The 23939-nt window shown below is 65.7% G+C and carries 20 protein-coding genes; 9 read left to right on the top strand and 11 right to left on the bottom strand.

What is annotated here, in order from left to right; translation table 11 throughout:
- Positions 1-3: 3 nt before the first annotated feature.
- From KUF59_RS33665 to KUF59_RS33680, 4 genes are all read right to left on the bottom strand, one after another.
- The gene (locus tag KUF59_RS33665) at positions 4-525 is read right to left on the bottom strand and encodes a DUF4142 domain-containing protein (RefSeq protein WP_212458830.1); all 522 of its coding nucleotides are present in this window, start codon (positions 523-525) and stop codon (positions 4-6) included.
- Positions 526-614: 89 nt separating this feature from the next.
- A complete protein-coding gene (locus KUF59_RS33670) occupies positions 615-1301 on the bottom strand; it encodes an RNA polymerase sigma factor (RefSeq protein WP_258770062.1) in 687 nt (228 codons plus the stop codon).
- A 70-nt stretch (positions 1302-1371) separates the two neighbouring features.
- Positions 1372-2244, bottom strand: a complete 873-nt coding sequence (locus KUF59_RS33675) for a sulfurtransferase (protein ID WP_258767572.1) — start codon at positions 2242-2244, stop codon at positions 1372-1374.
- A gap of 167 nt (positions 2245-2411) precedes the next feature.
- On the bottom strand, positions 2412-3746 hold the full coding sequence (locus KUF59_RS33680) for a dihydroorotase (protein ID WP_258767573.1): 1335 nt from the start codon (positions 3744-3746) through the stop codon (positions 2412-2414).
- Between the two features lie 101 nt (positions 3747-3847).
- On the opposite strand from KUF59_RS33680, the gene ygfZ reads away from it, so the two are divergent.
- From ygfZ to KUF59_RS33710, 6 genes are all read left to right on the top strand, one after another.
- Entirely contained in the window at positions 3848-4729 is an 882-nt protein-coding gene (gene ygfZ / locus KUF59_RS33685) for a CAF17-like 4Fe-4S cluster assembly/insertion protein YgfZ (protein WP_212458833.1), read from the top strand.
- Positions 4726-5352 (top strand): DNA-3-methyladenine glycosylase I, encoded by a 627-nt coding sequence (locus KUF59_RS33690; protein WP_212458834.1) that lies wholly within the window; start codon positions 4726-4728, stop codon positions 5350-5352. Before ygfZ ends, KUF59_RS33690 begins: the two co-directional genes overlap by 4 nt.
- Positions 5349-5966: an HD family hydrolase gene (locus tag KUF59_RS33695; protein WP_258767574.1), complete on the top strand. Its 618-nt coding sequence runs from the start codon at positions 5349-5351 to the stop codon at positions 5964-5966. The genes KUF59_RS33690 and KUF59_RS33695 overlap by 4 nt, the downstream gene beginning before the upstream one ends.
- 91 nt (positions 5967-6057) lie before the next feature.
- Positions 6058-6564, top strand: a complete 507-nt coding sequence (locus KUF59_RS33700) for a tyrosine phosphatase family protein (protein ID WP_212458836.1) — start codon at positions 6058-6060, stop codon at positions 6562-6564.
- Positions 6565-6742: 178 nt separating this feature from the next.
- Entirely contained in the window at positions 6743-7711 is a 969-nt protein-coding gene (locus KUF59_RS33705) for an NUDIX hydrolase (RefSeq protein WP_258767575.1), read from the top strand.
- A 46-nt stretch (positions 7712-7757) separates the two neighbouring features.
- A complete protein-coding gene (locus KUF59_RS33710; protein ID WP_258767576.1) occupies positions 7758-10442 on the top strand; it encodes a DUF2339 domain-containing protein in 2685 nt (894 codons plus the stop codon).
- Positions 10443-10556: 114 nt separating this feature from the next.
- On the opposite strand, the gene KUF59_RS33715 is transcribed toward KUF59_RS33710, so the two are convergent.
- The 7 genes from KUF59_RS33715 to KUF59_RS33745 all read right to left on the bottom strand — a co-directional run bounded on the left by KUF59_RS33715 (position 10557) and on the right by KUF59_RS33745 (position 20008).
- Positions 10557-12245 (bottom strand): methyl-accepting chemotaxis protein, encoded by a 1689-nt coding sequence (locus KUF59_RS33715; RefSeq protein ID WP_258767577.1) that lies wholly within the window; start codon positions 12243-12245, stop codon positions 10557-10559.
- 221 nt (positions 12246-12466) lie between these two features.
- Positions 12467-14437, bottom strand: a complete 1971-nt coding sequence (locus KUF59_RS33720; protein WP_258767578.1) for a methyl-accepting chemotaxis protein — start codon at positions 14435-14437, stop codon at positions 12467-12469.
- A gap of 215 nt (positions 14438-14652) precedes the next feature.
- Positions 14653-16389, bottom strand: coding sequence for a methyl-accepting chemotaxis protein (locus tag KUF59_RS33725; RefSeq protein WP_258767579.1), 1737 nt, complete (start codon positions 16387-16389; stop codon positions 14653-14655).
- Between the two features lie 208 nt (positions 16390-16597).
- Entirely contained in the window at positions 16598-16849 is a 252-nt protein-coding gene (locus tag KUF59_RS33730; RefSeq protein WP_258767580.1) for a DUF6894 family protein, read from the bottom strand.
- Positions 16850-17020: 171 nt separating this feature from the next.
- Positions 17021-17620: a hypothetical protein gene (locus KUF59_RS33735; RefSeq protein WP_258767581.1), complete on the bottom strand. Its 600-nt coding sequence runs from the start codon at positions 17618-17620 to the stop codon at positions 17021-17023.
- 112 nt (positions 17621-17732) lie between these two features.
- A complete protein-coding gene (acuI, locus tag KUF59_RS33740; protein ID WP_258767582.1) occupies positions 17733-18719 on the bottom strand; it encodes an acrylyl-CoA reductase (NADPH) in 987 nt (328 codons plus the stop codon).
- A gap of 41 nt (positions 18720-18760) precedes the next feature.
- Positions 18761-20008: an MFS transporter gene (locus KUF59_RS33745; RefSeq protein ID WP_212458845.1), complete on the bottom strand. Its 1248-nt coding sequence runs from the start codon at positions 20006-20008 to the stop codon at positions 18761-18763.
- A 317-nt stretch (positions 20009-20325) separates the two neighbouring features.
- On the opposite strand from KUF59_RS33745, the gene nadA reads away from it, so the two are divergent.
- Genes nadA through nadC form a run of 3 tightly spaced genes read left to right on the top strand, consistent with a single transcriptional unit; the run spans position 20326 to position 23935 of the window.
- A complete protein-coding gene (gene nadA, locus KUF59_RS33750) occupies positions 20326-21429 on the top strand; it encodes a quinolinate synthase NadA (protein ID WP_258767583.1) in 1104 nt (367 codons plus the stop codon).
- An 11-nt stretch (positions 21430-21440) separates the two neighbouring features.
- On the top strand, positions 21441-23045 hold the full coding sequence (locus KUF59_RS33755; RefSeq protein ID WP_258767584.1) for an L-aspartate oxidase: 1605 nt from the start codon (positions 21441-21443) through the stop codon (positions 23043-23045).
- A gap of 11 nt (positions 23046-23056) precedes the next feature.
- Entirely contained in the window at positions 23057-23935 is an 879-nt protein-coding gene (gene nadC, locus KUF59_RS33760; RefSeq protein ID WP_258767585.1) for a carboxylating nicotinate-nucleotide diphosphorylase, read from the top strand.
- Positions 23936-23939: the final 4 nt, after the last annotated feature.

Genomic DNA, 23939 nt, shown 5'->3' on the forward strand with positions numbered 1-23939 from the left:
TCCCTATTTCAGCTCGGCCGCGACATGCTCGGCGTGCTGCTGATGACCCTGAAAGATCTTCAGGCCGGTCTGCAGCAGGCTCTTCAACTCGGCATTGCTGGCGGAGGGAATGAGCTGGGCTTCCAGCGCGCCGTTGACCGCCTTGTGGTAGGCAACCTCGTTCTGGACATAGGCCTTGTCGTACGCTGCGCCGCTTAGCTTATCGAGCTCGGCGAGCTTGTCACTGGCCTGCTTGGACAGCGTCTTGCTGGTGTCGTTATCCTCGGGCGTCACATTCAGTTTCTTGACCAGCGCGAGCGCCTGCTTGTTGACCGCCTCATGATCGCGCACCATGTCCTCAGCGAACGCCTTGACCTCCTTGCTCTTGCTCTTCTTCACCGCCTGCTTGGCGGCGTTGATGTCGATCACGCCTGCGGTGTAGGCGATATGGGCGATCTGCGGATCAGTGGGCTTGGCACCTTGCGCGAGCGCAGGGCCGGACAAAAGGGCGACCGTGGCGATCGCCACGCTGCATCGAACGAACATGTTTGATACTCCTGTGGTGCCGGATTTGTCCCGGCGCATTGCTTGCACAGGAGTTGGATGCGAATTCCGCGCGTACGTTCCCGCAAAATTTACGCGCCGACGCCGAGACGCTTCAGCACGGCTTCGGTCAGGCGCTCGCAGCGCGTGCCTGCGAACGGGAACGCATCCATCACGACAGGACCGATCTTCTTCTCGACGTTCTCGCGCAGCATGGTGCGCGCGCGGTGCAGCCGCGTCTTCACCGTCTCCGGCTTGACGCCGAGCAGTTCGGCCGTCTCCTCCATGCTCATGCCCTCCATCACCCGCGCGATGAAGACCATGCGGAAGACGTCAGGCAATTCATCGACCGCGCGCTCGACGACATGCTGGATCTCACGTTGGGCCATGGATTTTTCCGGATCGGCGGACGACAGGGGAAACGGGATGATCTGGGCTTGAAGCGTTGCTTCCGGCACCGATCCCAGTTCGACATGCGGCTTGTGGCTGCGCACACGGCCGAGCGCCTCGTTGATCGCAATGCGCGAGAGCCAGGTCGACAGGCCGGACTCGCCGCGAAAGCCGTCGAGATGGGTGAAGGCGCGGACATAGGTCTCCTGCACCACGTCCTCGGCCTCGCTGTCGCTGCGCAGGATGCCACGGGCAAGACGATAAAGCCTGCGGTTGTTGGCCTGCATGATGGCGCGCAGCGCAACCTCGTCGCGCGCCTGCGCACGGCGGATCAGCTCGGCCTCGGGCGTGCCGGAATCGGTGGTGGGGAATGCTGCAGTGCGATGCATGGCGGTCACGGCTCGTCTCCAAATCTACCGGACATTGGATGCGAGCTGGTGAAAAAGGTTCCCGAAAATTCTAGTCCGTCTCGATCGGCAGGCTGGTGTCCTTCGCCCACTCGCCCATGGAGGCATCGTAGAGCGTGAGCTTGTCGTAGCCGAGCGCGGTGAGCAGGAAGAGATCGATCGTCGCCGAGATGCCGCCGCCGCAATAGCAGATGACGTGCTTGTCGCGCGTAATCCCCTGCGCATGGAACTTTGCCTCGGCGTCTGCAAGCGTGGTCAGCGTTTTGTCGGCAGGATTGACCAGCGTCGCGGCAGGTACGTTGCGGCTGCCGGGAACCCGGCCGGGCCGGCCATAGCGGCTCGGCTCCAGCCCGCGATGAAACTGCGGGCCAAGTGCGTTGACGATCACGGTCGAGGGATCGTCGCGCTTGGCGAGCACGACTGATTTGTCGACGAAGAGCCCGGCGCGCGGGGCGGCCTTGAACGTCGACGGCGGATAACCCTTCGGCGCGCCCTGCTCGACCGGCCGCCCTTCGGCCTTCCATTTGTCGAATCCCCCGTCGAGCACTTTTGCCTCGACGCCAAGCGAGCGCAGCATCCACCAGAATCGCGTCGCCCACATCATGGTGCCGATGCTGTAGAGCACGATCGTCTTCGACGCGTCGATGCCGTGGCGGCCGAAGGCGGCTTCGAGCTGGGCGATGCCGGGCATCATGAAGAACTGTTGCGCGGCGGCGTCGGAGAACTCGCCCTGCAGGTCGAGAAAATCAGCGCCCGGGATGTGGCCGGCCTCAAAGGTCTTGTCGCCGGGCACCGCGCGATAGGGCACGTCGCTGCCCGGTGGCACCGGCTCGTTGTAGGTCGTGCAGTCGTAGATGCGCAGATGCGGATCGCCGAGCATGGAGGCGAGTTGCTCGGTGGAGATGAGGGATGATGGCTGGGTCATCGTTTGCTTCCCCGCGTTCGTCTTGTCGTTCCCTTCACACTGTCATTGCCCGCGAAGGCGGGCAATCCAGTATTCCAGAGACGGCAGTGATTGAGCCGAGAGGCCGCGGCGTACTGGATGCCCCGCCTGCGCGGGGCATGACAGCGGAGTGAGAGGCGTGACCAGCCTTACGCCTTCAACGTCTCCAGAAACCGCACCGGCTCGCCTTGCGATGGCGTCGTCAACTCGCCCTGCCACATCACGCGCTTGCCGCGCACGAACGTGCCGACGGGCCAACCGGTGACGCGCAGGCCGTCATAGGGCGTCCAGCCGGCCTTGGAGGCGACCCATTTGTTGGTGATGGTTTCACTGCGCTTGAGGTCCACGATCGTGAAGTCGGCGTCGTAGCCCGCCGCGATACGGCCCTTGCAGGCGATGTTGTAGAGCCGCGCTGGTCCTGCGCTGGTGAGGTCGACGAAGCGCGCAAGCGAGAGCCGGCCCGCATTGACGTGATCGAGCATCAGCGGCACCAGCGTCTGCACGCCGGTCATGCCCGAGGGCGAAGCGGGATACGTCTTCTGCTTCTCCTCCAGCGTATGCGGCGCATGGTCGGAGCCGAGCACGTCGATGATGCCCTGCTCGATGCCGCGCCAGATGCCGGCGCGGTGATCGGCGCCGCGCACCGGCGGATTCATCTGCGCCAGCGTCCCCAGCCGCTCGTAGCATTCGGGCGCCATCAGGGTGAGATGATGCGGCGTCGCCTCGCAGGAGGCGACGTCCTTGTGGTCGCGCAAGTACTCGATCTCTTCCTTGGTCGAGATGTGCAGCACGTGGATGCGTTTTCCGGTCTCACGCGCGAGGTTGACCAGACGCTGGGTTGCGATCAGCGCCGCGGGCTCGTCGCGCCACACCGGGTGCGAGCGCGGATCGCCCTCGATGCGCAGCGGCTTGCGCTCGTTGAGGCGATACTCGTCCTCGGCGTGGAATGCCGCGCGGCGGCGGATCACCTGGAAGATGCGGCGCAGGCTCTCGTCGTCCTCTACCAGCAGCGCGCCGGTCGACGAGCCGATGAACACCTTGACGCCGGCGCAGCCCGGTGCGCGCTCCAGCTCCGGCAGATGGTTCACGTTCTCGCGGGTGCCGCCGATGAAGAAGGCGAAATCGCAATGCATGCGATGATGGCCGGCCTTGATCTTGGCGGTGAACGCCTCTTCGGTCACGGTCAGCGGATTGGTGTTCGGCATCTCGAACACCGCGGTGACGCCGCCCATCACGGCGCTGCGCGAACCGGTTTCGAGATCTTCCTTCTGCGTCAGGCCGGGCTCGCGGAAATGCACCTGCGTGTCCATCACGCCGGGCAGGATGTGCAGGCCCTTGCAGTCGACGGTTTCGCCAGCCGAGGCCTGCGACAGATTGCCGATCTCGGCGATGCGGCCACCCGTGATGCCGATGTCGCGGACACCCTCGCCGTCCTGATTGACCACGGTGCCGGATTTCAGGATCACGTCAAAGCGCTGGGTCATGGCTGTCCGTCTCTCTCATCCCCAAGCGCAGGGCTCGAGGTCTTGTCGTTCACCTCTTGGGGGCTTACGTTCCGACGCATGATGTCGCAAGAGATTTTCGCATGAAAGCAGCGTTTCTCGGTGATCGGGGCGTGGTCAAGGTCACGGGCGAGGATGCGCGCAACTTCCTCAATGGCCTCGTCACCACTGACGTCGACAGGCTGAAACCCGGACTCGGCCGATTCGGGGCCTTGCTGACGCCACAGGGCAAGATCGTCGTCGATTTCCTCATCACCGAGGCGCCCGCCGGCCATGGCGGCGGCTTCCTGATCGACTGCCCGCGCGCGCTGGCGCAGGGGCTCGCCGACAAGCTGAAATTCTACAAGCTGCGCGCCAAGGTCACGGTGGAGAACCTCACCGACGATCTCGGCGTGCTCGCGGCCTGGGATGGCACGATCGCGGCCCAGCCGGACCTCACCTTCGCGGATCCCCGCGACGAACGCCTTGGCGTGCGCATTTTGATCCCGGCAGACCTGAAGGAGAAGCTCGCGGGCCTGATCGGTGCGGAACTCGTCGATGCCGCCGACTACGAGGCGCATCGCATCGCCAGCGGCGTGCCGCGCGGCGGGCTCGACTTCATGTATGGCGATGCGTTCCCGCACGAGACCAACATGGACCGCCTGTCCGGTGTCGATTTCGACAAGGGCTGCTATGTCGGCCAGGAGGTGGTGTCGCGCATGCAGCATCGCGGCACCGCGCGCACGCGCAGCGTGAAGGTGCTGATCGACGGCCCCTCGCCCGAAGTCGGCGTGCCGGTTCTCGCCGGCGAAAAACCGGTCGGCACCATGGGCTCGACCGCGCGCGGCGCGGGCATCGCGCTGGTGCGCACCGATCGCGTCGCGGATGCGCTCGATGCGGGCCTGCCGCTCACGGCCGGCGGCCTGAGCGTGAGGCTCGCCGATCCCGACATCGTCCGCACGCCAGCCAAGCACCCCGTCGCATGAGCCGCGCTCCCCGCCTGCATGACGATGGCCTGACGCGCTGCCCCTGGCCCGGCGAAGATCCGCTTTATGTCGCCTATCACGACACCGAATGGGGCGTGCCTGAATATGACGACCGCGCGCTCTACGAGAAGCTGATCCTCGACGGTTTTCAGGCTGGCCTCTCCTGGATCACGATTTTGCGCAAGCGCGACAACTTTCGCAAAGCGTTCGACGATTTCCAGCCGGAGAAGATCGCGCGCTACAACGCGAAGAAGGTCCACGCATTGATGAACGATGTCGGCATCGTGCGCAATCGCGCCAAGATCGACGGCACGATCTTGAGCGCAAAGTCCTATCTCGAGATCATGGAGAAGGGACCGGGCTTCTCAAAGCTGCTGTGGGATTTCATGGGCGGCCGGCCCAAGGTCAACCATTTCAAGACCACCGCGAGCGTGCCGGCGTCGACGCCGCTCTCGGTGCAGATCTCGAAAGAACTGTCCTCGCGCGGCTTCAAGTTCGTCGGACCGACTATCGTCTACGCCTTCATGCAGGCGACCGGCATGGTCAACGATCATCTCGTCGACTGCCATTGCCACGCGACCTGCGGCAAGACGGCCCGCAAGCCGCGCCTCAAAGTCAAATGACGGCAGGGAAGCCGGCCATTAATGACGTGAAGTCGCGCGCCTGGCAGCGCATGCTGTCGGGACGGCGGCTCGACCTGCTCGATCCCTCGCCGCTCGATATCGAGATCGCCGACATCGCCCACGGCCTGGCGCGGGTGGCGCGCTGGAACGGGCAAACCACCGGCGCGCACATCTTCTCGGTGGCCCAGCACACGCTGCTGGTCGAGACCGTGATGCGGCACGAGACGCCGCGGGTGGATCAGCGGGTGCGGCTCGCGGCCCTGCTGCACGACGCTCCCGAATACGTCATCGGCGACATGATCTCCCCGTTCAAGGCGGTGCTCGAAGGCCACTACAAGGCGGTCGAGAAGCGCCTGCTCGGCGCCATCCACATCCGCTTCGGATTGCCACCTGAACTGGCCGACGAGATCATCCAGACGATCAAGGCTGCCGATCGCGGTGCAGCGTATCTGGAGGCGACCAGGCTGGCCGGCTTCAGCGAGAGCGAGGCCAGGCGCCTGTTCGGCCGCGATCCTGGCCTCCCCGAGGCGACCGAGCGCGACTACCTGACGCCCTGGACCGCGGCGAAGGCCGAGAAGCGCTTTTTGGAGCGGTTCAATGCGGTGTTTTCGTAGCCTAGAGGCCCGAGATTAGACAGAAGTGGTGGGCACGCTTCGCTTTGCCCACCCTACGCTGCTGGCTATACTGGCCGAAAACAGGAACGCCATGATCCACGTCTGTTCGCTCGCCGCATTGCCCGAAACCGTCCGTCTCACCGGCGCCAGCCATGTGCTGACCGTGATGGCCAATGTCGAGCAGGTGGCTCGTCCCGTCTCGGTGCTGCCGGCCAATCATCTCAAAGTGTCGATGGACGACATCACCGAGGAGATGGACGGTTTTGTCGCGCCGTCCGAGGGGCACATCGAGCAGGTCCTCAACTTCGTGCGCGGCTGGGACCGCGGCGCGCCGCTGGTCGTGCATTGCTATGCCGGGATCAGCCGCTCGACCGCGAGCGCATTTGCGGCGGTCTGCGCGCTCAATCCGCATCGCGACGAGATCGAGATCGCCAAGAAGATCCGCGCGGCCTCGCCGATCGCCTCGCCCAACCGGCGCATCGTCGGTCTTGCCGACCGCGCGCTCGGCCGCGAAGGCCGCATGCTGCGCGCGCTCGACGAGATGGGCCCCGGCGCGATGATGGTCGAGGGCCGCCCTTTCGTGATCGAGCTCGAATGAAAACGGCGCACAACTGCCTCCTCATCGTCATGCCCGGCATAGCCGTCCGAAGGACGGCGTCGCTTCCGCTCGCCTATGTCCCGGGCATCCACGTTCTTTGCTCTGCGGAAAAGGTCGTGGATGGCCGGGACAAGCCCGGCCATGACGAGTTTGTAGTAACCTCTTCGATCGCCGCCGGATGAGCGACAAGCTGCTGACGCCGATCGAGATCGGCTTGACCGCTGCGATCGTCGCGATCGGAGACAATGAGCCGCTGATCCTGACCGCGCACGGCAGCGATCAGCTCGCAGGGCTCCCCTTCGGTCCGTTCGATCCGCTTTCCCATCGCACGTTCGAGATCGGGCTGCGCGCCTGGGTCGAGGCGCAGGCGGGATTGAAGCTCGGCTATGTCGAGCAGCTCTACACATTTGGCGATCGCGGCCGGCATGCGGAGGCCAGCGACACCGACGCGCATATGGTCTCGATCGGATATCTCGCGCTGACCCGCGCCGCCGAAAACGCCGCGCCCGCGCCGGGGGCGACCTTCGAGCCCTGGTACCGCTTCTTCCCCTGGGAGGACTGGCGCGAGCAGCCGCCAGCAATCATCGCGCGCGACATCATTCCAGCGCTGGCACGATGGGCCGAGGAGGACACGCCGGAGACGACGCGCGCGCTGCCGCGGAAGGATCGCGTGCGGCTCTATTTCGGCCAGGACGGCGCGCCCTGGGACGAGGAGCGCGTGCTCGACCGCTACGAGCTGCTCTACGAAGCCGGCCTGATCGAGGAGGCGCGGCGGGACGGCCGCCCTGCGGCATTAGCGCGCAAGGCGCTTCCTTCCCTCGGTGTCTCGATGCGGTTCGACCACCGCCGGATTCTGGCAACCGGAATCGCGCGGCTGCGCGCAAAACTGAAGTACCGCCCTGTCATCTTTGAACTTTTGCCCGCCGAATTCACACTCACTGAATTGCAGCACACGGTGGAGGCCATCTCCGGCCGGCACCTGCACAAGCAGAATTTCCGCCGCCTTGTGGAGACCGAGGCCCTGGTCGAACCGACCGGGGTGATGTCGACACAGACCGGCGGGCGGCCGGCAGCGCTCTACCGCTTCCGCCGCGAAGTGCTTCAGGAGCGACCGGCCCCCGGCCTGCGCGTCCGCTCCCGGCGCTAGAATACATTTGCGCGATTCGCCTCCCGGCCGATCGCCTGGAGGCTTTATGTTCGAGAACCCGTTTGAGCTCGTTGCACTGATCAGTGCGATCGCTGCGTTCATGTTTGCGCTGAGAGCCTCCAACGAGGTCACGGAATTGCGCCGGCGGCTGAACCTGCTTGAAGAGGCTGCGCGCGCGCCGCGGCCTGTACAGGCGCAAACTGAGATGCCTTTCCAAGCGGGTCCGACAAGCGCGGCCGCGCCGCCGCCGCTTCCGCCCGAAGCTGAGGTGGCACCGCCGCTCGTGACGGAAGATGTCGCAACTGCGCCCGCGGATGTGGCTGACGCTTCCGCGCCGCCGCCACCGTTGCCCGCGGCCGCGCCCGGGCTCGAAGAACGTCTCGGCACGCGCTGGGTGGTGTGGATCGGCGGCCTTGCGCTCGCGCTCGGCGGCTTCTTCATGGTGCGCTATTCGATCGAAGCGGGCCTGCTCGGCCCCGGCGTGCGCGTCTTCCTCGGCGGCCTGTTTGCGTTGGCGCTGCTAGGCGCCGGCGAATGGACGCGGCGCAAGGAGAGCATCTCATCAATCGAGGCTACGCCGATCGCCAACATCCCGGCGATCCTCACGGCGGCCGGCACGGCGGTCGCGTTCGCCACCATCTATGCGGCCTATGCGCTCTACGACTTCCTCGTGCCCGCGACCGCCTTCGTGCTGCTTGGCATCGTCGCGATGTGCACGCTGGCCGCGGCGCTATTGCACGGGCCGGCGCTTGCGGGCCTCGGCGTGGTCGGCGCGTTCGTGACGCCGATCCTGGTCTCATCCGACAAGCCGGACTTTTGGGCGCTGTATGTTTATCTGGCGATCGTCAGCGCGGCGAGCTTTGGCCTGGCGCGCATCCGCCTGTGGCGCTGGCTTGCGGTCACCACCATCGTCTTCGCGCTGCTCTGGACCTTCCCGGGGCTCGATCTCGGCGCGCAACTGGTCGCACCGCACGCCTTCCACGTGATCGCGGGCTTCGTCCTCGCGAGCCTGCTGGTCGTGTGCGGCTTCATGTTCGGTCCTGATATCGAGGACGGCACGATCGAGCCGATTTCATCGGCCTCGCTCGCGGCCTATCTGTTCGGTGCCATGCTGATCGTGCTGTCGAGCGGACATGCCGATCTCGGACTGATCACGTTCACCATCCTGGTTGCAGCCACGCTGCTGGTGGCCTGGCGCGCACCGGCCGCAACCAACGCGCTCGGCGCTGCCGCCGTGTTCGTCTTCATCGTGTTCGCCGAATGGGCCGTGCGCGCCAATCCGGACATGCTGGTGCTGCCGGGCGGCCCGCTGCCTGGCATCGGCCCCGTCGCGACCGACAGCTCGGTGACGCTGCATCTGGTCATGGCCGCGCTGTTCGCCGCGGGCTTTGGCATCGCCGGCTTCCTCGCGCAGGGACGCTCGAACTCGGCCATCATTCCCGTAGTGTGGGCGGCGACCGCAACCGCGACGCCGATCGCACTGCTGGTCGCGCTCTACGCCCGCATCGCCCATCTCGACCGCTCGATCCCGTTCGCGATCCTCGCCGTGGTCCTGGCCGTGGCGTTCGCCGCTGCGACCGAGGCGCTGACGCGGCGCGAAACGCGGCCGGGCCTGCCGATCTCGATCGCGCTGTTCGCCACCGGCACGCTCGGCGCACTCGCGCTGGCCCTCACCTTCGCACTGGAGAAGGGCTGGCTGACGATCGCGCTGGCGCTGATGTCGCTCGGCACGGCCTGGATTTCGATACAGCGGCCGATCCCCTTCCTGCGCCGGCTCGCGGCGATCTTCGCGGCCATCGTGACGGCGCGCGTGGCCTACGATCCGCGCATCGTCGGCGACGCCGTCGGCACCACGCCGATCCTGAACTGGCTGCTCTGGGGCTACGGCCTGCCGGCGCTGTCGTTCTGGGGCGCGAGCATCTTCCTGCGCCGCCGCGCTGACGACGCGCCGCTTCGCATGGTGGAAGCGGCCGCGATCCTGTTCACGGCACTGCTCGCCTTCATGGAGATCCGTCACTTCGCAACCGGCGGCCAGATGACGGCGGCGCCGTCGCTGCTCGAATTCGCGCTCCAAGTCTGCGTCACGCTCGCCATGGCGATCGGGCTGGAACGGCTGCGGCTGCGCAGCGGCAGCATCGTCCACAATGTCGGCGCGGTCATTCTCACGGTCATCGCAGGCCTGATCGCCGTCGGCGGACTGCTGCTCCTGGAGAATCCGCTGCTCTGGCGCACCGACGTCGGTGGTCCGATCTTCAACTATATCCTGCTGGGCTATGCCCTGCCGTCGCTGCTGATGCTGGTGCTGTCCTATGCGGTCGCGGACCATCGCCCCACGGCCTACGCCAACACGCTGGCCGGCGGCGCGCTGGTGTTCGCGCTCGCCTGGCTCTCGCTGGAGATCCGCCGCTTCTATCACGGCCCGATCCTCTCCACCGGCGCGACGACAGGCGCCGAGCAATACACCTATTCGATCGGCTGGCTCGGTTTTGGCGTGGTGCTGCTCGGCGTCGGCATTCTTGTCAATTCGGAACGGGCGCGACTGGCGTCAGCCATCGTCATCGCACTAACGATCCTGAAGGCCTTCGTCATCGACATGTCGGCGCTGACGGGCGTCTACCGTGCGCTGTCCTTCATGGGACTGGGCATCGTGCTGGTCGCGATCGGGTGGCTCTACCAGCGGATCCTGTTCCGCCGACAGACGCCACCACCCGTCGCTCAAACAGGCAGCTGAAGCGCGCCTTATCGCGCTTCAGCTCTTTGTTTGAGCATGATCTCCGCGCAAACGCGTACCGCGTTTGTCGCGAGGGAAAACCGCTTCACACTTTTCCGGATCATGCTCTGAGTATTAGGCCGCGCGCACCGACTCCAGGAAGCTCGCGACCTCGACCTTGAGGCGCGTGCTGTCCGACGCCAGCGATTTTGCCGCCGACAGCACCTGCGTCGAGGCCGAGCCGGTCTCGACCGCACCGCGCTGCACGTCGGTGATGTTCGAGGAGACCTCCTGCGTGCCGACCGAGGCCTGCTGCACGTTGCGCGAGATCTCCTGCGTCGCTGCGCCCTGCTCCTCGACAGCGGCCGCAATCGCCGACGACACTTCGGACAGTCTTTCGATGGTGCCGCCGATCTCCTGGATGGCGCTGACGGATTCCTGCGTTGCCGCCTGGATGCCCGCAACCTGCTGACCGATCTCGCCGGTCGCTTTCGCGGTCTGCTCGGCCAGCGCCTTCACTTCGGAGGCGACGACCGCAAAGCCGCGGCCTGCTTCGCCCGCGCGCGCGGCCTCAATGGTCGCGTTAAGCGCCAGGAGATTGGTCTGGCCCGCGATGGTGTTGATGAGCTCGACGACGTCGCCGATGCGAGACGCCGCCTGCGACAGCTCGTTGACGCGCTCATTGGTCCGCGCCGCCTGCTCGACGGCTTCGGCCGCCATGCGCGCCGAATCCTGCACGCGCCGGCTGATCTCGGTGATCGAGGACGACAGCTCTTCGGAGGCCGAGGCGACCGACTGGACGTTGGTGGAGGCTTCTTCCGACGCCGCAGCAACGACGGTGGAGAGCTCCTGCCCGCGCCGCGCGGTGCTGCTCAGCGTCGTCGCCGACGCTTCCAGTTCGGTCGAGGCTGACGAGACGGTGCCGACGACCTCGCCGATCATGGCCTCGAACTTGCGGGTGATCGCGTCGACGCGGCGTCCGCGCTCGATCTTGGCTTCCGCATCGCGCGCCGCCGCTTCGTCGGCCGCCTTCTTCGCGATCAGCGCCTCCTTGAAGATCTGCAGCGCATCGGCCATCGATCCGATCTCGGTCCGCTCGCCGCGATGCGGCACTTCGGCGGCGAGATCGCCGTCGCCGAGCGCCTGCATCGGCAGGATGATCGAACTGATGCCGCGCGACACGTCGCGGATCAGGAAATACGCCGCGGCGATCGCGAGCAAGACCGCGGCCAGGATGATGCCGACCAGCACGCGGAAGATGACGCGGTAGCTGTCGGCCGCCGCCTTGGTCTCCGCCTCGGCGCCCCGGTTGTTGAGCTCGATGTCCTTGAGCAGCAGCGGGTCGGCGGCCTGGGCCATCTTCGCGACCTTGGTCTGCAACAGGGTGTTGGCCTCGACCGGGAAGCCGCCAATGGTCTTGCGCGACAGGCCCATCACCTCCTGCACACCCTTCAGATATTCATCCCAGCCGCGAACCCATTGGTCGTAGATCGATCGTTCCTCAGGCGAGGTGATCAACGGCTCGTAGACCTTGCGCGTCGTTTCGATCCGCTCGCGCAGCGACGCCAGCCGCTTCTCGGCGGCTTCCTTGCCCTCGGCGGTGTCCTGCATCAGGTGCAGGCGCAGCGCGACGCGCAGCTCGTTGATGTCCGCGCGCATGGAACCGAGAGCGCGCACGCTCGGCAGCCAGCTCTCGGCGATTTCGACCGTGTGCGCGTTGATGTTCTGCATCGTGGCGATCGCCATCACGCCGACACCGGCCAGCGACAGCACCAAAACACTCAACACGGTCAATATCTTAATTCGGATCGACAGTTTAGACATGGCAACACATCCCGGCGGTGCCAGCAGCCGCACGCTCGAATTCCCGGCGAACGCCTGAAAAAGGCGGCCGGGACGTTCAGACCGACAAAGCTGGCTGGTTCTTCTGAATCGGCATTCTCACACGCAAATTCCAAGCTGCGGTTAACGCAGTTCCTTCTCCGTAAAAGTACGGCCCCTTCAACCGCTTCGCACTCGCGAGAGCGCCGAACCGAATGGAGGCGTCAGGCCGCCCGCACCGACCCCAGGAACCCCGCGACCTCGCTCTTCAGCCGGTTGCTCTCGCGCGACAGCGATTGCGCCGCCGAATGCACCTGCGCCGAGGCCGCGCCGGTCTCGCCGGCGCCGCGCTGGACATCGCTGATATTGGAGGAGACCTGCGAAGTGCCGGTGGCGGCACGCTGGATGTTGCGTGAAATCTGCTGCGTTGCGGCGCCCTGCTCCTCGACCGCGGCGGCGATGGTCGACGCGATCTCCGACATCCGAGCGATCGTGTCGCCGATCTCCTTGATGGCGCCGACGGAGTCCCCGGTCGCCGCCTGGATCGCGCCGATGTGCTGCGTGATCTCGCCGGTCGCCTTCGCGGTCTGTTCGGCGAGCGCCTTCACCTCGGCTGCAACCACGGCAAAGCCCTTGCCGGCCTCACCGGCGCGCGCCGCCTCGATAGTGGCGTTGAGCGCCAAGAGATTGGTCTGCCCGGCAATGGTGTTGATCAGTTCGACGACGTCGCCGATGCGGTTCGCTGCCTTGCTCAGCTCGGCGACGCGTGCATTGGTGCGCTGCGCCTGCCCCACCGCGGCGTCCGCGACCCGCGCCGATTCCTGGACCTGACGGCTGATCTCGGAGATCGACGACGTCATCTCCTCGCTCGCCGACGATACCGACTGCACATTGGCCGAGGCCTCTTCCGAGGCGGCCGCGACCGCAGTGGCAAGCCCGTTCGAGCGGTCCGCCGCTTGGGTCAAGGTGTTGGAGGAGGCTTCGAGCTCGGTTGCAGCCGACGACACGGTCTCGATGATTTTGCTGACCGCGCCCTCGAACGTGTCGGCGAGCCGCTGCATGTCCGCCTTGCGCTGCTCACGCGATCGCGCTTCCGCTTCCGCCTGTTCGGCGCGAAGCCGCTCGGCCTCCGCCATGTTATTCCTGAACACCTCGACGGCGCCGGCCATCTCGCCGATCTCGTCCTTGCGCCCAACGCCGGGAACGGAGATCGCGAGCTCGCCGCGCGCGAGCCGCGTCATGGCGCGGACCATCGCGGAGAGCGCCTTCGAGATCGAACGTCCCAGGAAGAATCCGACCACACCGAGCAGGACCACGGTGACGGCGAAGGCGACCATCATCCACATGCGTACTGAATCCCGCACCGCGGCCTCCGCGGCTTCGGCCTCCTTGTAGGTGCGCTCCACCGATGCGCGCACTTCCACCATCAGGGGTTCGAAATCGCGAAACGTCTTCATCATGCTCGAATCGTAGGAGGCAATCTGCTGTGCCGTCTCGGCCCAGCTCGAAAACTCCGACTGATATTTTCCGAGCTTGGCGGTGATGTCGGTCATGATCGCCGCCGGCACGGCAGCCGCCTCCATCGCCTTGGAGAACTCGGCGGCGGCCTTCTTCAGCTCAGCGACGTATTTGGGATCCCGCCGCAGCATGAAATCCTTCTCGTGCCGGCGCATCGTCAGCATCCAGCTCGTGAGCCGCGGATTGTCGATCTCCTTCAGCTTGGATTCGATATCGTGGACGGCGGCGCGCAACGATCCGGTGAGCCCGAGCGTTTCGTTCAGCCCGAGCTTGGTCTCGGCCGTAACCAGCGCGGCAAAGTCGGCGGCATAGCGTTTGAAGCCGTCATGAGCCTGCCGGATCCTGTCCGACAGCGCACGGGTGTCGCCCGACGCGGTCAGTCGCTCCAGCTCGTCAAGATCGCGGTTGATCGGCCCGACCAGCTCCGCATGGGCCTTGGTATAGCTCTCGTTGCGGCGCTGCTGAAAATCCTTCTCGTTGCGGCGCGCCTCCAGCATCTCGATCGAGATCTGCTTGTCGAGATCGGCGATCGCGCGTGCCCGGTTCGCAATCGCGCGTGAAGTGTCCTGGAACAGGCTGCCGATCTCGTAGATGGTGCCGAAAGCGACGAGTCCGATGAGGCCAAAGAGGCCGATCGCCATCACCTTGTGGGTGAGGCGAATGGAAAAGCCGCGCATGAAGGTGCTCCAGAAAGACGGGGGTGCAATGACCGCGACGGGAATCGCGGAAGGGGGAAATTGCGGGGATCATGACTGCGTCGGTTTTCTGGAACGTTAACCTTGCCAGTTATTTCATCACGGCATCGCAACACGCGCACACGAGGACCGCCGCGCTTCCGCGCGGCGGTTGCAGTATCGGCCGGGGAAAACGTGATTAAAGGTAACGCGCGTCCTCAGGCCGCGCGCACGGTGTCGAGAAATCTGCCGACCTCGAGCTTGAGGCGGTTGCTGTCGCCTGCGAGCGACTGCGCGGCCGAGAGCACCTGCGAGGATGCCGACCCGGTTTCGCCCGCGCCACGCTGCACGTCGGTGATGTTGGCCGATACCTGATGGGTGCCCTGCGCGGCCTGCTGCACGTTGCGGGAGATTTCCTGTGTGGCCGCGCCTTGCTCTTCCACCGCCGCCGCGATCGTCGAGGAGATCTCGGACAGCTTTTCGATGGTGTCGCTGATGTCCCTGATGGCCCCGACCGATTCCTGCGTCGCGGCCTGGATGCCGGAGATCTGCTGGCCGATCTCGCCGGTCGCCTTCGCGGTCTGCTCGGCCAGCGCCTTGACCTCGGAGGCGACGACCGCGAAGCCGCGCCCGGCCTCGCCGGCGCGGGCGGCCTCGATCGTGGCGTTGAGCGCGAGCAAATTGGTCTGGCCCGCGATGGTGTTGATGAGTTCGACCACGTCGCCGATCCGCGTCGCCGCCTTGGAGAGCTCGCTGACGCGCTCGGTGGTGACGCGGGCCTGGCCGACGGCCTCGCTCGCGACGCGCGCCGACTCCTGGACCTGGCGGCTGATCTCGGTGATCGAGGAGGATAGCTCCTCGGTCGCCGACGCCACCGACTGCACGTTGGTCGAGGCTTCCTCGGACGCCGCCGCCACCATGGTGGTGAGCTTCTGGGAGCGCTCCGCGGTCGAGGTGAGCGTCGAGGCGGAAGCTTCCAGCTCGGTCGATGCCGAGGAGACGGTGTCGACGATCTCGCCGACCGCAGACTCGAAGCTGTCGGCCAGCTTGCGCATCTCGGCTTTGCGCTGCTCGGCCGCGATCTTGTCCTGCCTGGTCTTGGCCTCGGCTTCGTCGCGCGCCTTCTGCTCGGACACGATCTTGAACCTTTCGACCGCACCGGCGACGCCGCCGACCTCGTCCTTGCGGCCCAGCCCGGGCAGCACGACGGAAAAATTGCCGCCGGCGAGCTCATTCATCGCGACGGTCAGCGCGCTGATGGGACGCGCGATGGTCAGGAAGGACATCAGCCAGGAGCCGATGAGCACGAGCATGGCACACGAACCGACGACGATGCCGAGATGCTCGCTCGCGGTCATTTCCCGCGCCGCGGCGGCGACCTCCTCCTCGCTTCTATGCGTGGCAAACTCGGCGACCTGGTTGGCCGTCGTGTCCATCTCGGCTGCCATCGGCAGCGTGACCTCACGGGTCACACGCGCGATCTCTTCGGCGAGCGTGGCGAGACGCGCGGCCGCATCTGGTCCGGTCGCGGCGATGGCTTCGCTGCGGATGGATGCGAGCTGCTGGACCCCCCTGAGGTAGTCCGGCGCGAGGCTCTTGAGCTTCTGCAACCGCGCGCGGTTCTCCGGTGCGTGCGACAGCTTCAGCATCTCCTCGACGAGACCGTTCAGGGACCTGGACCGTTCGAGGAGGCTGTCGCTCGCCTTTTGTAGCTCGGCCGGATTGTTGGCGAGGCGGACGTCGCGGGCGCCGAGCTGCATGCCGCGCAGCGCAAGCTTGGCTTCAACTGCATCCCGCGCCAATGCCTGCTGTTCGTGCGCCGATTCGTTGGAATGACGCACCTTGTCGTTGCCGACGAGCTGGCTCGCGATCATGGCTGCGACGAGGAGGATACCGAGCGCCGATGCAAGCGCCAGTTTGGTACCGATCCGCAAATTCTGAATAAGGCTCAACATGGCACGTTTCCCCAGAAACCAGCGGCCAAGTCATTGTCGGTCGCTTGGACGTTGATCGCGCCCTTGCCTAAAGCTTGAGCTCCTGGAATTCCGATTTGGTTAACGACGAGCTCCGGAGAATTACGGAATTCTGGGCTAAATCCTTGGAATCCAGCGCGTATTGCGAGCGTAACGTGTTAACTACACGCCGCGGTAATGGCTCTGGATTTTAGCCAGCGCAGCCGCCGCTTGCCCCAGTTTCGCTGAGGAGGCTGATGCGGAAGATCAGCTTCTTGTCCTCGTCGAGCAGGTCCATATACCACTCGGCATTCGGTTGCAGGCTGCGCGCGATACTGCCGATCAAGCTGGCGCAGACCCGGGTCATCTCGGTCCAGGCCGCTGCGCGATTCTCGAACTCGTAGGGCTGGTCGGACGCGCCGGAGTAACGCCCGGTGCTGATCCGAAAGAAATAGAGCGACATTTTTGACCCCTGCTATTGGGCCGCGTTTCCCGGCCTTTTGCGCAAAGACTGGGACGCAAGTCGCTACCAAGCGATGAAGGCCGCCACCCGTATGACTACGGCGCGGAGGCTTCATGGTTTGCCGGATGATTTCAATGACGGAGCGCGCGGAGCTTACCGCGCGCACGAGGCTCAATCGGTGGAGCGGCGCAATTCGAGCGGGCCTTCGTTCTTCGGCGCCGCGGGCTTGGCCTCCGACTTCACCGGCTCGATACGGCCTGTCTCGACGCGCGGCGTTTCCACGCGCGTTGCAACTTCGGTGCGCGATGGATCGATCGAACCCGTCTGCGCCGGCGCATGCAGCGAACGCGGTCGCGCCGCCGCGCGCGCCATCAGCATCTGATTGCCGCCCTGGTGGTGGAAGTCGCAATAGGCGAAGCCCATGCCGGAGACCGAGCCGCGGAAGCTGCGGTCATCGCGCTTGTCGAGGTTGAAACAAGGCTCGAACGGAATGCCCTTGATCGAGGCGCAGACGTTCTGGCCGCGGATCTGGAGGGTGTTGCCGGGGAGACGTATATGACGCACCGGGCCCGAGCCCGAGAACTGCACCGCGCCTGCCGCGCCGAGATCGTCGAGGATACGGCCTGCGCCCTTGGTGCCGTCGAAACAGGTGAAGGCGAATACCTTGCCGGCAACGAAGCGACGCGCCTCATCGGCGTTCATGCTTCCTGCAATGGCCGGCACAACCGCCGCTGCCGCCGTCACGGCCCCCAACACAATACGCGCAAGCATGCTCAACTCCGAACAACCCCAGTAGCGGGTAAAGCGTTATTCCTTTACCCGCTGCTTACCATACTAACCGTGGCAACATTGGAGCAGCTTGGTTGGTAAAGTCTGAACGTCGTTAGAGAATTTTTACCACGATCCGACCGCGGACCTCGCCCGCGAGGATTTTCGGCCCGTATTCGGCAACCTGATCGAGCGAAATTTCCTTAGTGATTTCAGATAGTTTCGAGCGATCCAGATCGGTTGCCAGGCGCTGCCAGGCGGCTTTTCGCGGCTCGATCGGACACATCACCGAATCGATGCCGAGAAGGCACACTCCGCGCAAAATGAACGGCGCGACCGACGTCGGCAGGTCCATACCCGCGGCAAGACCGCAGGCCGCGATCGCGCCGCCATACTTCGCCATCGACAGCAGATTTGCCAGCGTCGTGGAGCCGACGCTGTCCACGCCGCCGGCCCAGCGTTCCTTGGCGAGCGGCTTGGCGGCGCCCGACAGCTCGTTGCGATCGATCACCTCGGCCGCGCCAATGTCTTTGAGATAGCCCGCTTCCGAGGCGCGGCCGGTCGAAGCGATGACGTGATAGCCGAGCTTCGAGAGCACGGCGGTGGCGACGGAGCCGACGCCGCCGGCCGCACCGGTGACGACGACAGGGCCGCTCTTCGGAGACAGGCCGTGCTTCTCCAGCGCCAGCACCGAGAGCATCGCGGTGAAGCCGGCGGTTCCGATCGCCATGGCATCGCGCCCCGACAGGCCCTGGGGCAGCGCGACCAGCCAATCGCCCTTCACCCGCGCCTTCTCGGCATAGGCGCCGAGATGCGTCTCGCCCATGCCCCAGCCGGTGCAGACGACCTTGTCGCCGGCTTTCCACTGCGGATGGGAGGATTGCTCGACCGTGCCGGCGAAGTCGATGCCGGCGATCATCGGGAAACGTCGCACCACTGGTGCCTTGCCGGTGAGCGCAAGGCCGTCCTTGTAGTTCAGCGTCGACCATTCGACGCGGACGGTGACGTCGCCATCCATCAGTTCGGCTTCGTCGAACTGCGCCAGTTGCGCTGATGTGCCCTTGTCGGCCTTCTCGATCCGGATCGCCTTGAACGTTGCCACGGCTGAACTCCCCAAAATTGTTTCGGGGGATGTTTAGCCGATCAGGCAGGCTGCGCAACCGCTCGTGCCACGGGTTTCTCCACGATCGGCAGGTTGATCAGCGCCGACAGGACGCCGAACAGGATCGAGAGCCACCAGATCGGCGTGTAGGAACCAAAACGCTCGAACACGATGCCGCCAAGCCAGACGCCGAGGAAGCCGCCGACCTGATGGCTGACGAAGGCAAAGCCGTAGAGCGTGGCGAGCCAGCGCGTTCCGAACATCAGCGCGACCAGCGCCGAGGTCGGCGGCACCGTCGACAGCCAGGTGAGGCCGGAGATCGCGCCGAACGCGACCGCCGAGAACGGCGTGATCGGGAACGAGATGAAGGCGAGCGTCGCGAGCGCACGCGTAAAATAGATCGTCGAGAGGATGTAGCGCTTGGGCAGATAGTTCTGGAGATATCCGACGCTCAACGAACCGACGATGTTGAACAACCCGATTGCCGCGATGACCCAGCCGCCGGTCTGCGTGGAGATGCCGCGATCGACCAGGAATGCAGGCAGATGCACGGTGATGAAGGCGAGCTGAAAGCCGCAGGTGAAGAAGCCGAGCACCAGCAGCACGTAGGAGCGGTGACCGAACGCTTCCGCGAGCGCGGTCGTAAACGACTGGTCGTCCTTGGTCGTGGCGTTGGCGGACGCGGCGGCTCGCGGCACGGAAAGCGCAAACGACAGCGGAATGATCAGGAGCATCAGGCCGGAGAACACGGTCAGCGCCTGTTGCCAGCCAAAGTTGTCGATCAGCGCGACACCGACGGGCGCGAACAGAAACTGCCCGAACGAGCCCGCGGCCGTTCCCGCACCGAGCGCGAGGCCGCGCTTCTCCGGTGGCAGCAGCTTGCTGAAAGCCGACAGCACGAGATTGAACGAGCAGCCGGCAAGACCGAAGCCGATCATCACGCCCGCGCCGATATTGAGCGAGAGCGGCGTCGACGAATAACGCATCAGCAAGAGACCGCCGGCATAGAGCACGGCGCCGACGCACATCACACGGAACAGGCCAAAACGATCGGCAACGGCGCCGGCGAACGGCTGGCCCAGGCCCCACAACAGATTCTGCACGGCGATCGCGAGACCGAACACGTCGCGGCCCCAGGCGAATTCATGGCTCATCGGCTGGACGAAGAAGCCGAGCGTCGAGCGCGGGCCAAAGCCGAGCATACCGATGGCGCAGCCGCAGAGGATGATGATGGCAGGCGTACGCCAGGCTGAGGACTGCGAGACCGGACCGGCTTGGGTTGTCGACATGCAATGTCCTGCTTGCTCTTGGCGGGTCCGGAATAGGCAACCGCGCCAAAAGCAGTTAATGCATCTGCATGAAAAGCCAAGTCCGAAGCACACCGCGCATTGCAGCCCTGCGATTTGCACGCGCCCTGTGCCGATCAAATTAATCGTGAGGCTCTAGCCCAATCGGCCAGACGATGATATCTTAGATTTGCTCAGATTGAGAATAATATGATTTTCTGAGCTTGGAAGCGACCGCCTGCGAAGATGGCCGGCCCAGCGGGCCGGCATTCTCAGGCTCATAATATACTCAAAGTGAGTATATATAGAAGGAGACGGCCATGCCGATTGCTGGACTATTCGGACCCGAGGATTTCGCCCGCCAAGCGCCACGCCGGCCGGCTGCCACCATCCGTCCCTCGCACGCCGGCGGCGACGCACTGCCAGCGCCTTCGCTGGACTGGACGCCCGAGGTCGAGCGCGCCACCGCGCCGCTCTATGAGCGGGTGAAGCACGTGATCCCGCCGATCGAGTGGCCGCTGATGGCGCCGACAATCAAGGCGATCAACGAGCTGAAGGTGGCGCGCAATGCCGTGATCCTCGCGCACAACTACCAGGCGCCGGAGATCTTCCACTGCGTCGCCGACATCGGCGGCGACTCGCTCCAGCTCGCGGTCGAAGCGACCAAGGTGAAGGCCGGCATCATCGTCCAGTGCGGCGTGCACTTCATGGCGGAGACATCGAAGCTGCTCAATCCGGACAAGACGGTGCTGATCCCGGATTCGCGCGCCGGCTGCTCGCTCGCCGCCAGCATCACCGGCGCGGATGTGCGTCTCCTGCGCGAACGTTTTCCCGGCGTGCCGGTCGTCGCCTATGTCAACACCTCCGCGGACGTGAAGGCCGAGGTCGACATCTGCTGCACCTCGTCCAACGCGGTGCAGGTGGTCGAGAGCCTGCGCGCGCCGACCGTGATCTTTTTGCCGGACCAGTATCTCGCCAGATACGTCGCTTCGAAGACCGACGTCAAAATCATCGCGTGGAAGGGCGCCTGCGAGGTGCATGAGCGCTTCACCGGCGACGAGTTGCGCAGCTTTCGCGAGGCCGACCCGTCCGTGCAGATCATCGCGCATCCGGAGTGCCCGCCGGACGTGCTGGCGGAAGCCGACTTCACGGGATCGACCGCACACATGATCAAATGGGTGCGCGAGAAGCGGCCGCGGCGACTCGTGATGATCACGGAATGCTCGATGGCCGACAATGTCCGCGCCGAGCTGCCCGAGGTCGAGATGCTGCGGCCCTGCAATCTCTGCCCGCACATGAAGCGCATCACGCTGGCGAACATCCTCGAGAGCCTGCTGACGCTGCGCGAGGAAGTGACGATCGATCCCGCGATCGCGGAAAACGCACGGCGATCGGTCGAGCGGATGATCAATCTGAAGAATTAGTGGGGGCAGTTATGACCAAGGTCCATGACCTCACTCGCACCACCGATGACGTCGTCATCGTCGGCGGTGGCCTTGCCGGATTGTTTTGCGCGCTGAAACTCGCACCGCGCCCGGTGACGGTGATCTCGGCAGCTCCGCTCGGCCAAGGCGCATCCACCGCTTGGGCGCAGGGCGGTGTTGCGGCGGCCGTCGCCGAGGGCGACAGCCCGGAGGCGCATGCGGCCGATACAGTTGCGGTCGGCGCCGGCCTCGTCGACGAAGCCGTCGCACTCGGCCTCGCGCGCGAGGCCGGGCCACGCATCCACGATCTCCTCGCCTACGGCGTGCCGTTCGACCGCGACCTCGAGGGCAGGCTCGCCGTGGGGCGCGAAGCCGCGCATTCGGCGCGGCGCATCGTGCATGTGCGCGGCGACATGGCGGGGGCTGCGATCATCGCGGCGCTGAGCGACGCTGTCCGCCGCACACCGTCGATCCGGCTGATCGAGGGCTTTGTCGCCGAAGCACTGCTGACCGAGGACGGCGCGGTCACCGGCTTGCAGTTGCGCGATGCGAACAACGCGGTCGCGCGTCCCGTCACCATCGCCTCACGCGCCGTCGTACTCGCGACCGGCGGCATCGGCCATCTCTATGCCATCACCACCAACCCGAACGAGGCGAGCGGCGCCGGGCTTGCGATTGCAGCCCGCGCGGGGGCTGTGATCGCCGACCCTGAATTCGTGCAGTTCCACCCGACCGCCATCATGGTCGGCCGCGATCCGGCGCCGCTTGCGACCGAAGCGCTGCGCGGCGAAGGCGCTACGCTGATCAACGCGGGCGGAGAGCGCTTCATGGCCGCGTGCCACCCGCTCGCCGAGCTCGCCCCGCGCGACATCGTGGCGCGCGGCGTGTTCGCGGAGATCGCAGCCGGACGCGGGGCGTTCCTCGACGCACGGCAGGCGCTCGGCGCCCGCTTTGCCGAAAAATTTCCAACAGTGTATGCGAGCTGCAAGGCCGCCGGCCTTGATCCGGCGACGCAGCCGATCCCGATCGCGCCGGCCGCGCACTATCACATGGGCGGCATCGCCGTGGATACGCGCGGCCGCTCCTCCATCGATGGCCTGTGGGCCGGCGGCGAGGTGTCCTCGACCGGTGCGCATGGCGCCAACCGGCTCGCCTCGAACTCGCTGCTGGAGGCCGTCGTCTATGCTGCGCGCATCGCGGACGACATCGCCGGCCGCGCCATCCCCTCGCCTGCCCGCCTGCCCGAGGCGCTGGTAACGCCGCGCAATGCGGCGCTGGACCTGCGCGCCGAGCAGCGCTTGCGGGCGATGATGAGCGCGCAAGTCGGCGTCATCAGGGACGGCGACGGGCTCACGGAAGCCGTGCAACATTTTGCGGCGCTCGAACGCAATGCCGGCAGTATCGCGCTGCGCAACATGGCGACCTCGGCCCTGCTGGTCGCGGCCAGCGCATTCACTCGCCGCGAGAGCCGCGGCGGACATTTCCGCTCCGACTACCCAACCGAGAACGCCGCGCTGGCACAGCGGACCTTGACGACACTCGCCGCCGCGCGTGACGTGGCGGAGCAGTTTTCCGAGCGGTCGCCGATGCGCGCCGCGCAAGCCATGATCGCCTGATGGAGGTTTCCGTGCTCACACCCGCATCCCTGCTCTACCCCGACGCATTCCTGTCGCCGCTTGCGATCGACGAAGCCGTGCATCGCGCCCTCGATGAGGATCTCGGCCGCGCCGGCGACGTCACATCGCTGGCGACGATCCCCGAGACGACCAAGGCCCAGGCCATCCTGGTCGCGCGGCAAGCCGGCGTGATCGCCGGGCTTCCGCTTGCGCTTGCGACGCTGCAAAGGCTCTCGGCCGACATCGCGGTGGAGGCGCATGTCCGCGATGGCATCAGCGTCAAGGCGGGTCAGCGCGCGTTGACGATCTCGGGCCCAGCGCGCGCCGTGCTCACCGCCGAGCGGACCGCACTCAACTTCGTCGGCCGGCTCTCTGGGATCGCGACCCTGACAGCCGACTATGTGCGGCAGACCGAGGGGACCAAGATGCGCATCTGCTGCACGCGAAAAACCACGCCGGGCCTGCGCGCGCTGGAGAAATATGCCGTACGCTGCGGTGGCGGCTTCAACCACCGTTTTGGTCTCGACGATGCGATCCTGATCAAGGACAACCACATCGCGGTCGCCGGCGGCGTCCGCCCGGTGCTGGAACGCGCCCGCGCCCATGCCGGCCACCTCGTCAAGATCGAGATCGAGGTCGACACCCTGGCGCAACTGCGCGAGGTGCTGGCCACCGGCCTGGCCGATGCCGTGCTGCTCGACAACATGGACTTTTCGACGCTGCGCGAAGCGGTGCGCCTTGCGGAGGGTCGCGTCGCGCTGGAAGCCTCCGGCGGCGTTACGCTGGAGTCGATTGCAAAAATCGCGGCGACCGGCGTCGACTACGCCTCTGCGGGCGCGCTCACCCACTCGGCGGCGAGTTTCGACTGCGCGCTCGATATCGAAGCGTAGAGGG

This window comes from Bradyrhizobium arachidis, from assembly GCF_024758505.1.
Taxonomy (GTDB): Bacteria; Pseudomonadota; Alphaproteobacteria; order Rhizobiales; family Xanthobacteraceae; genus Bradyrhizobium; species Bradyrhizobium manausense_C.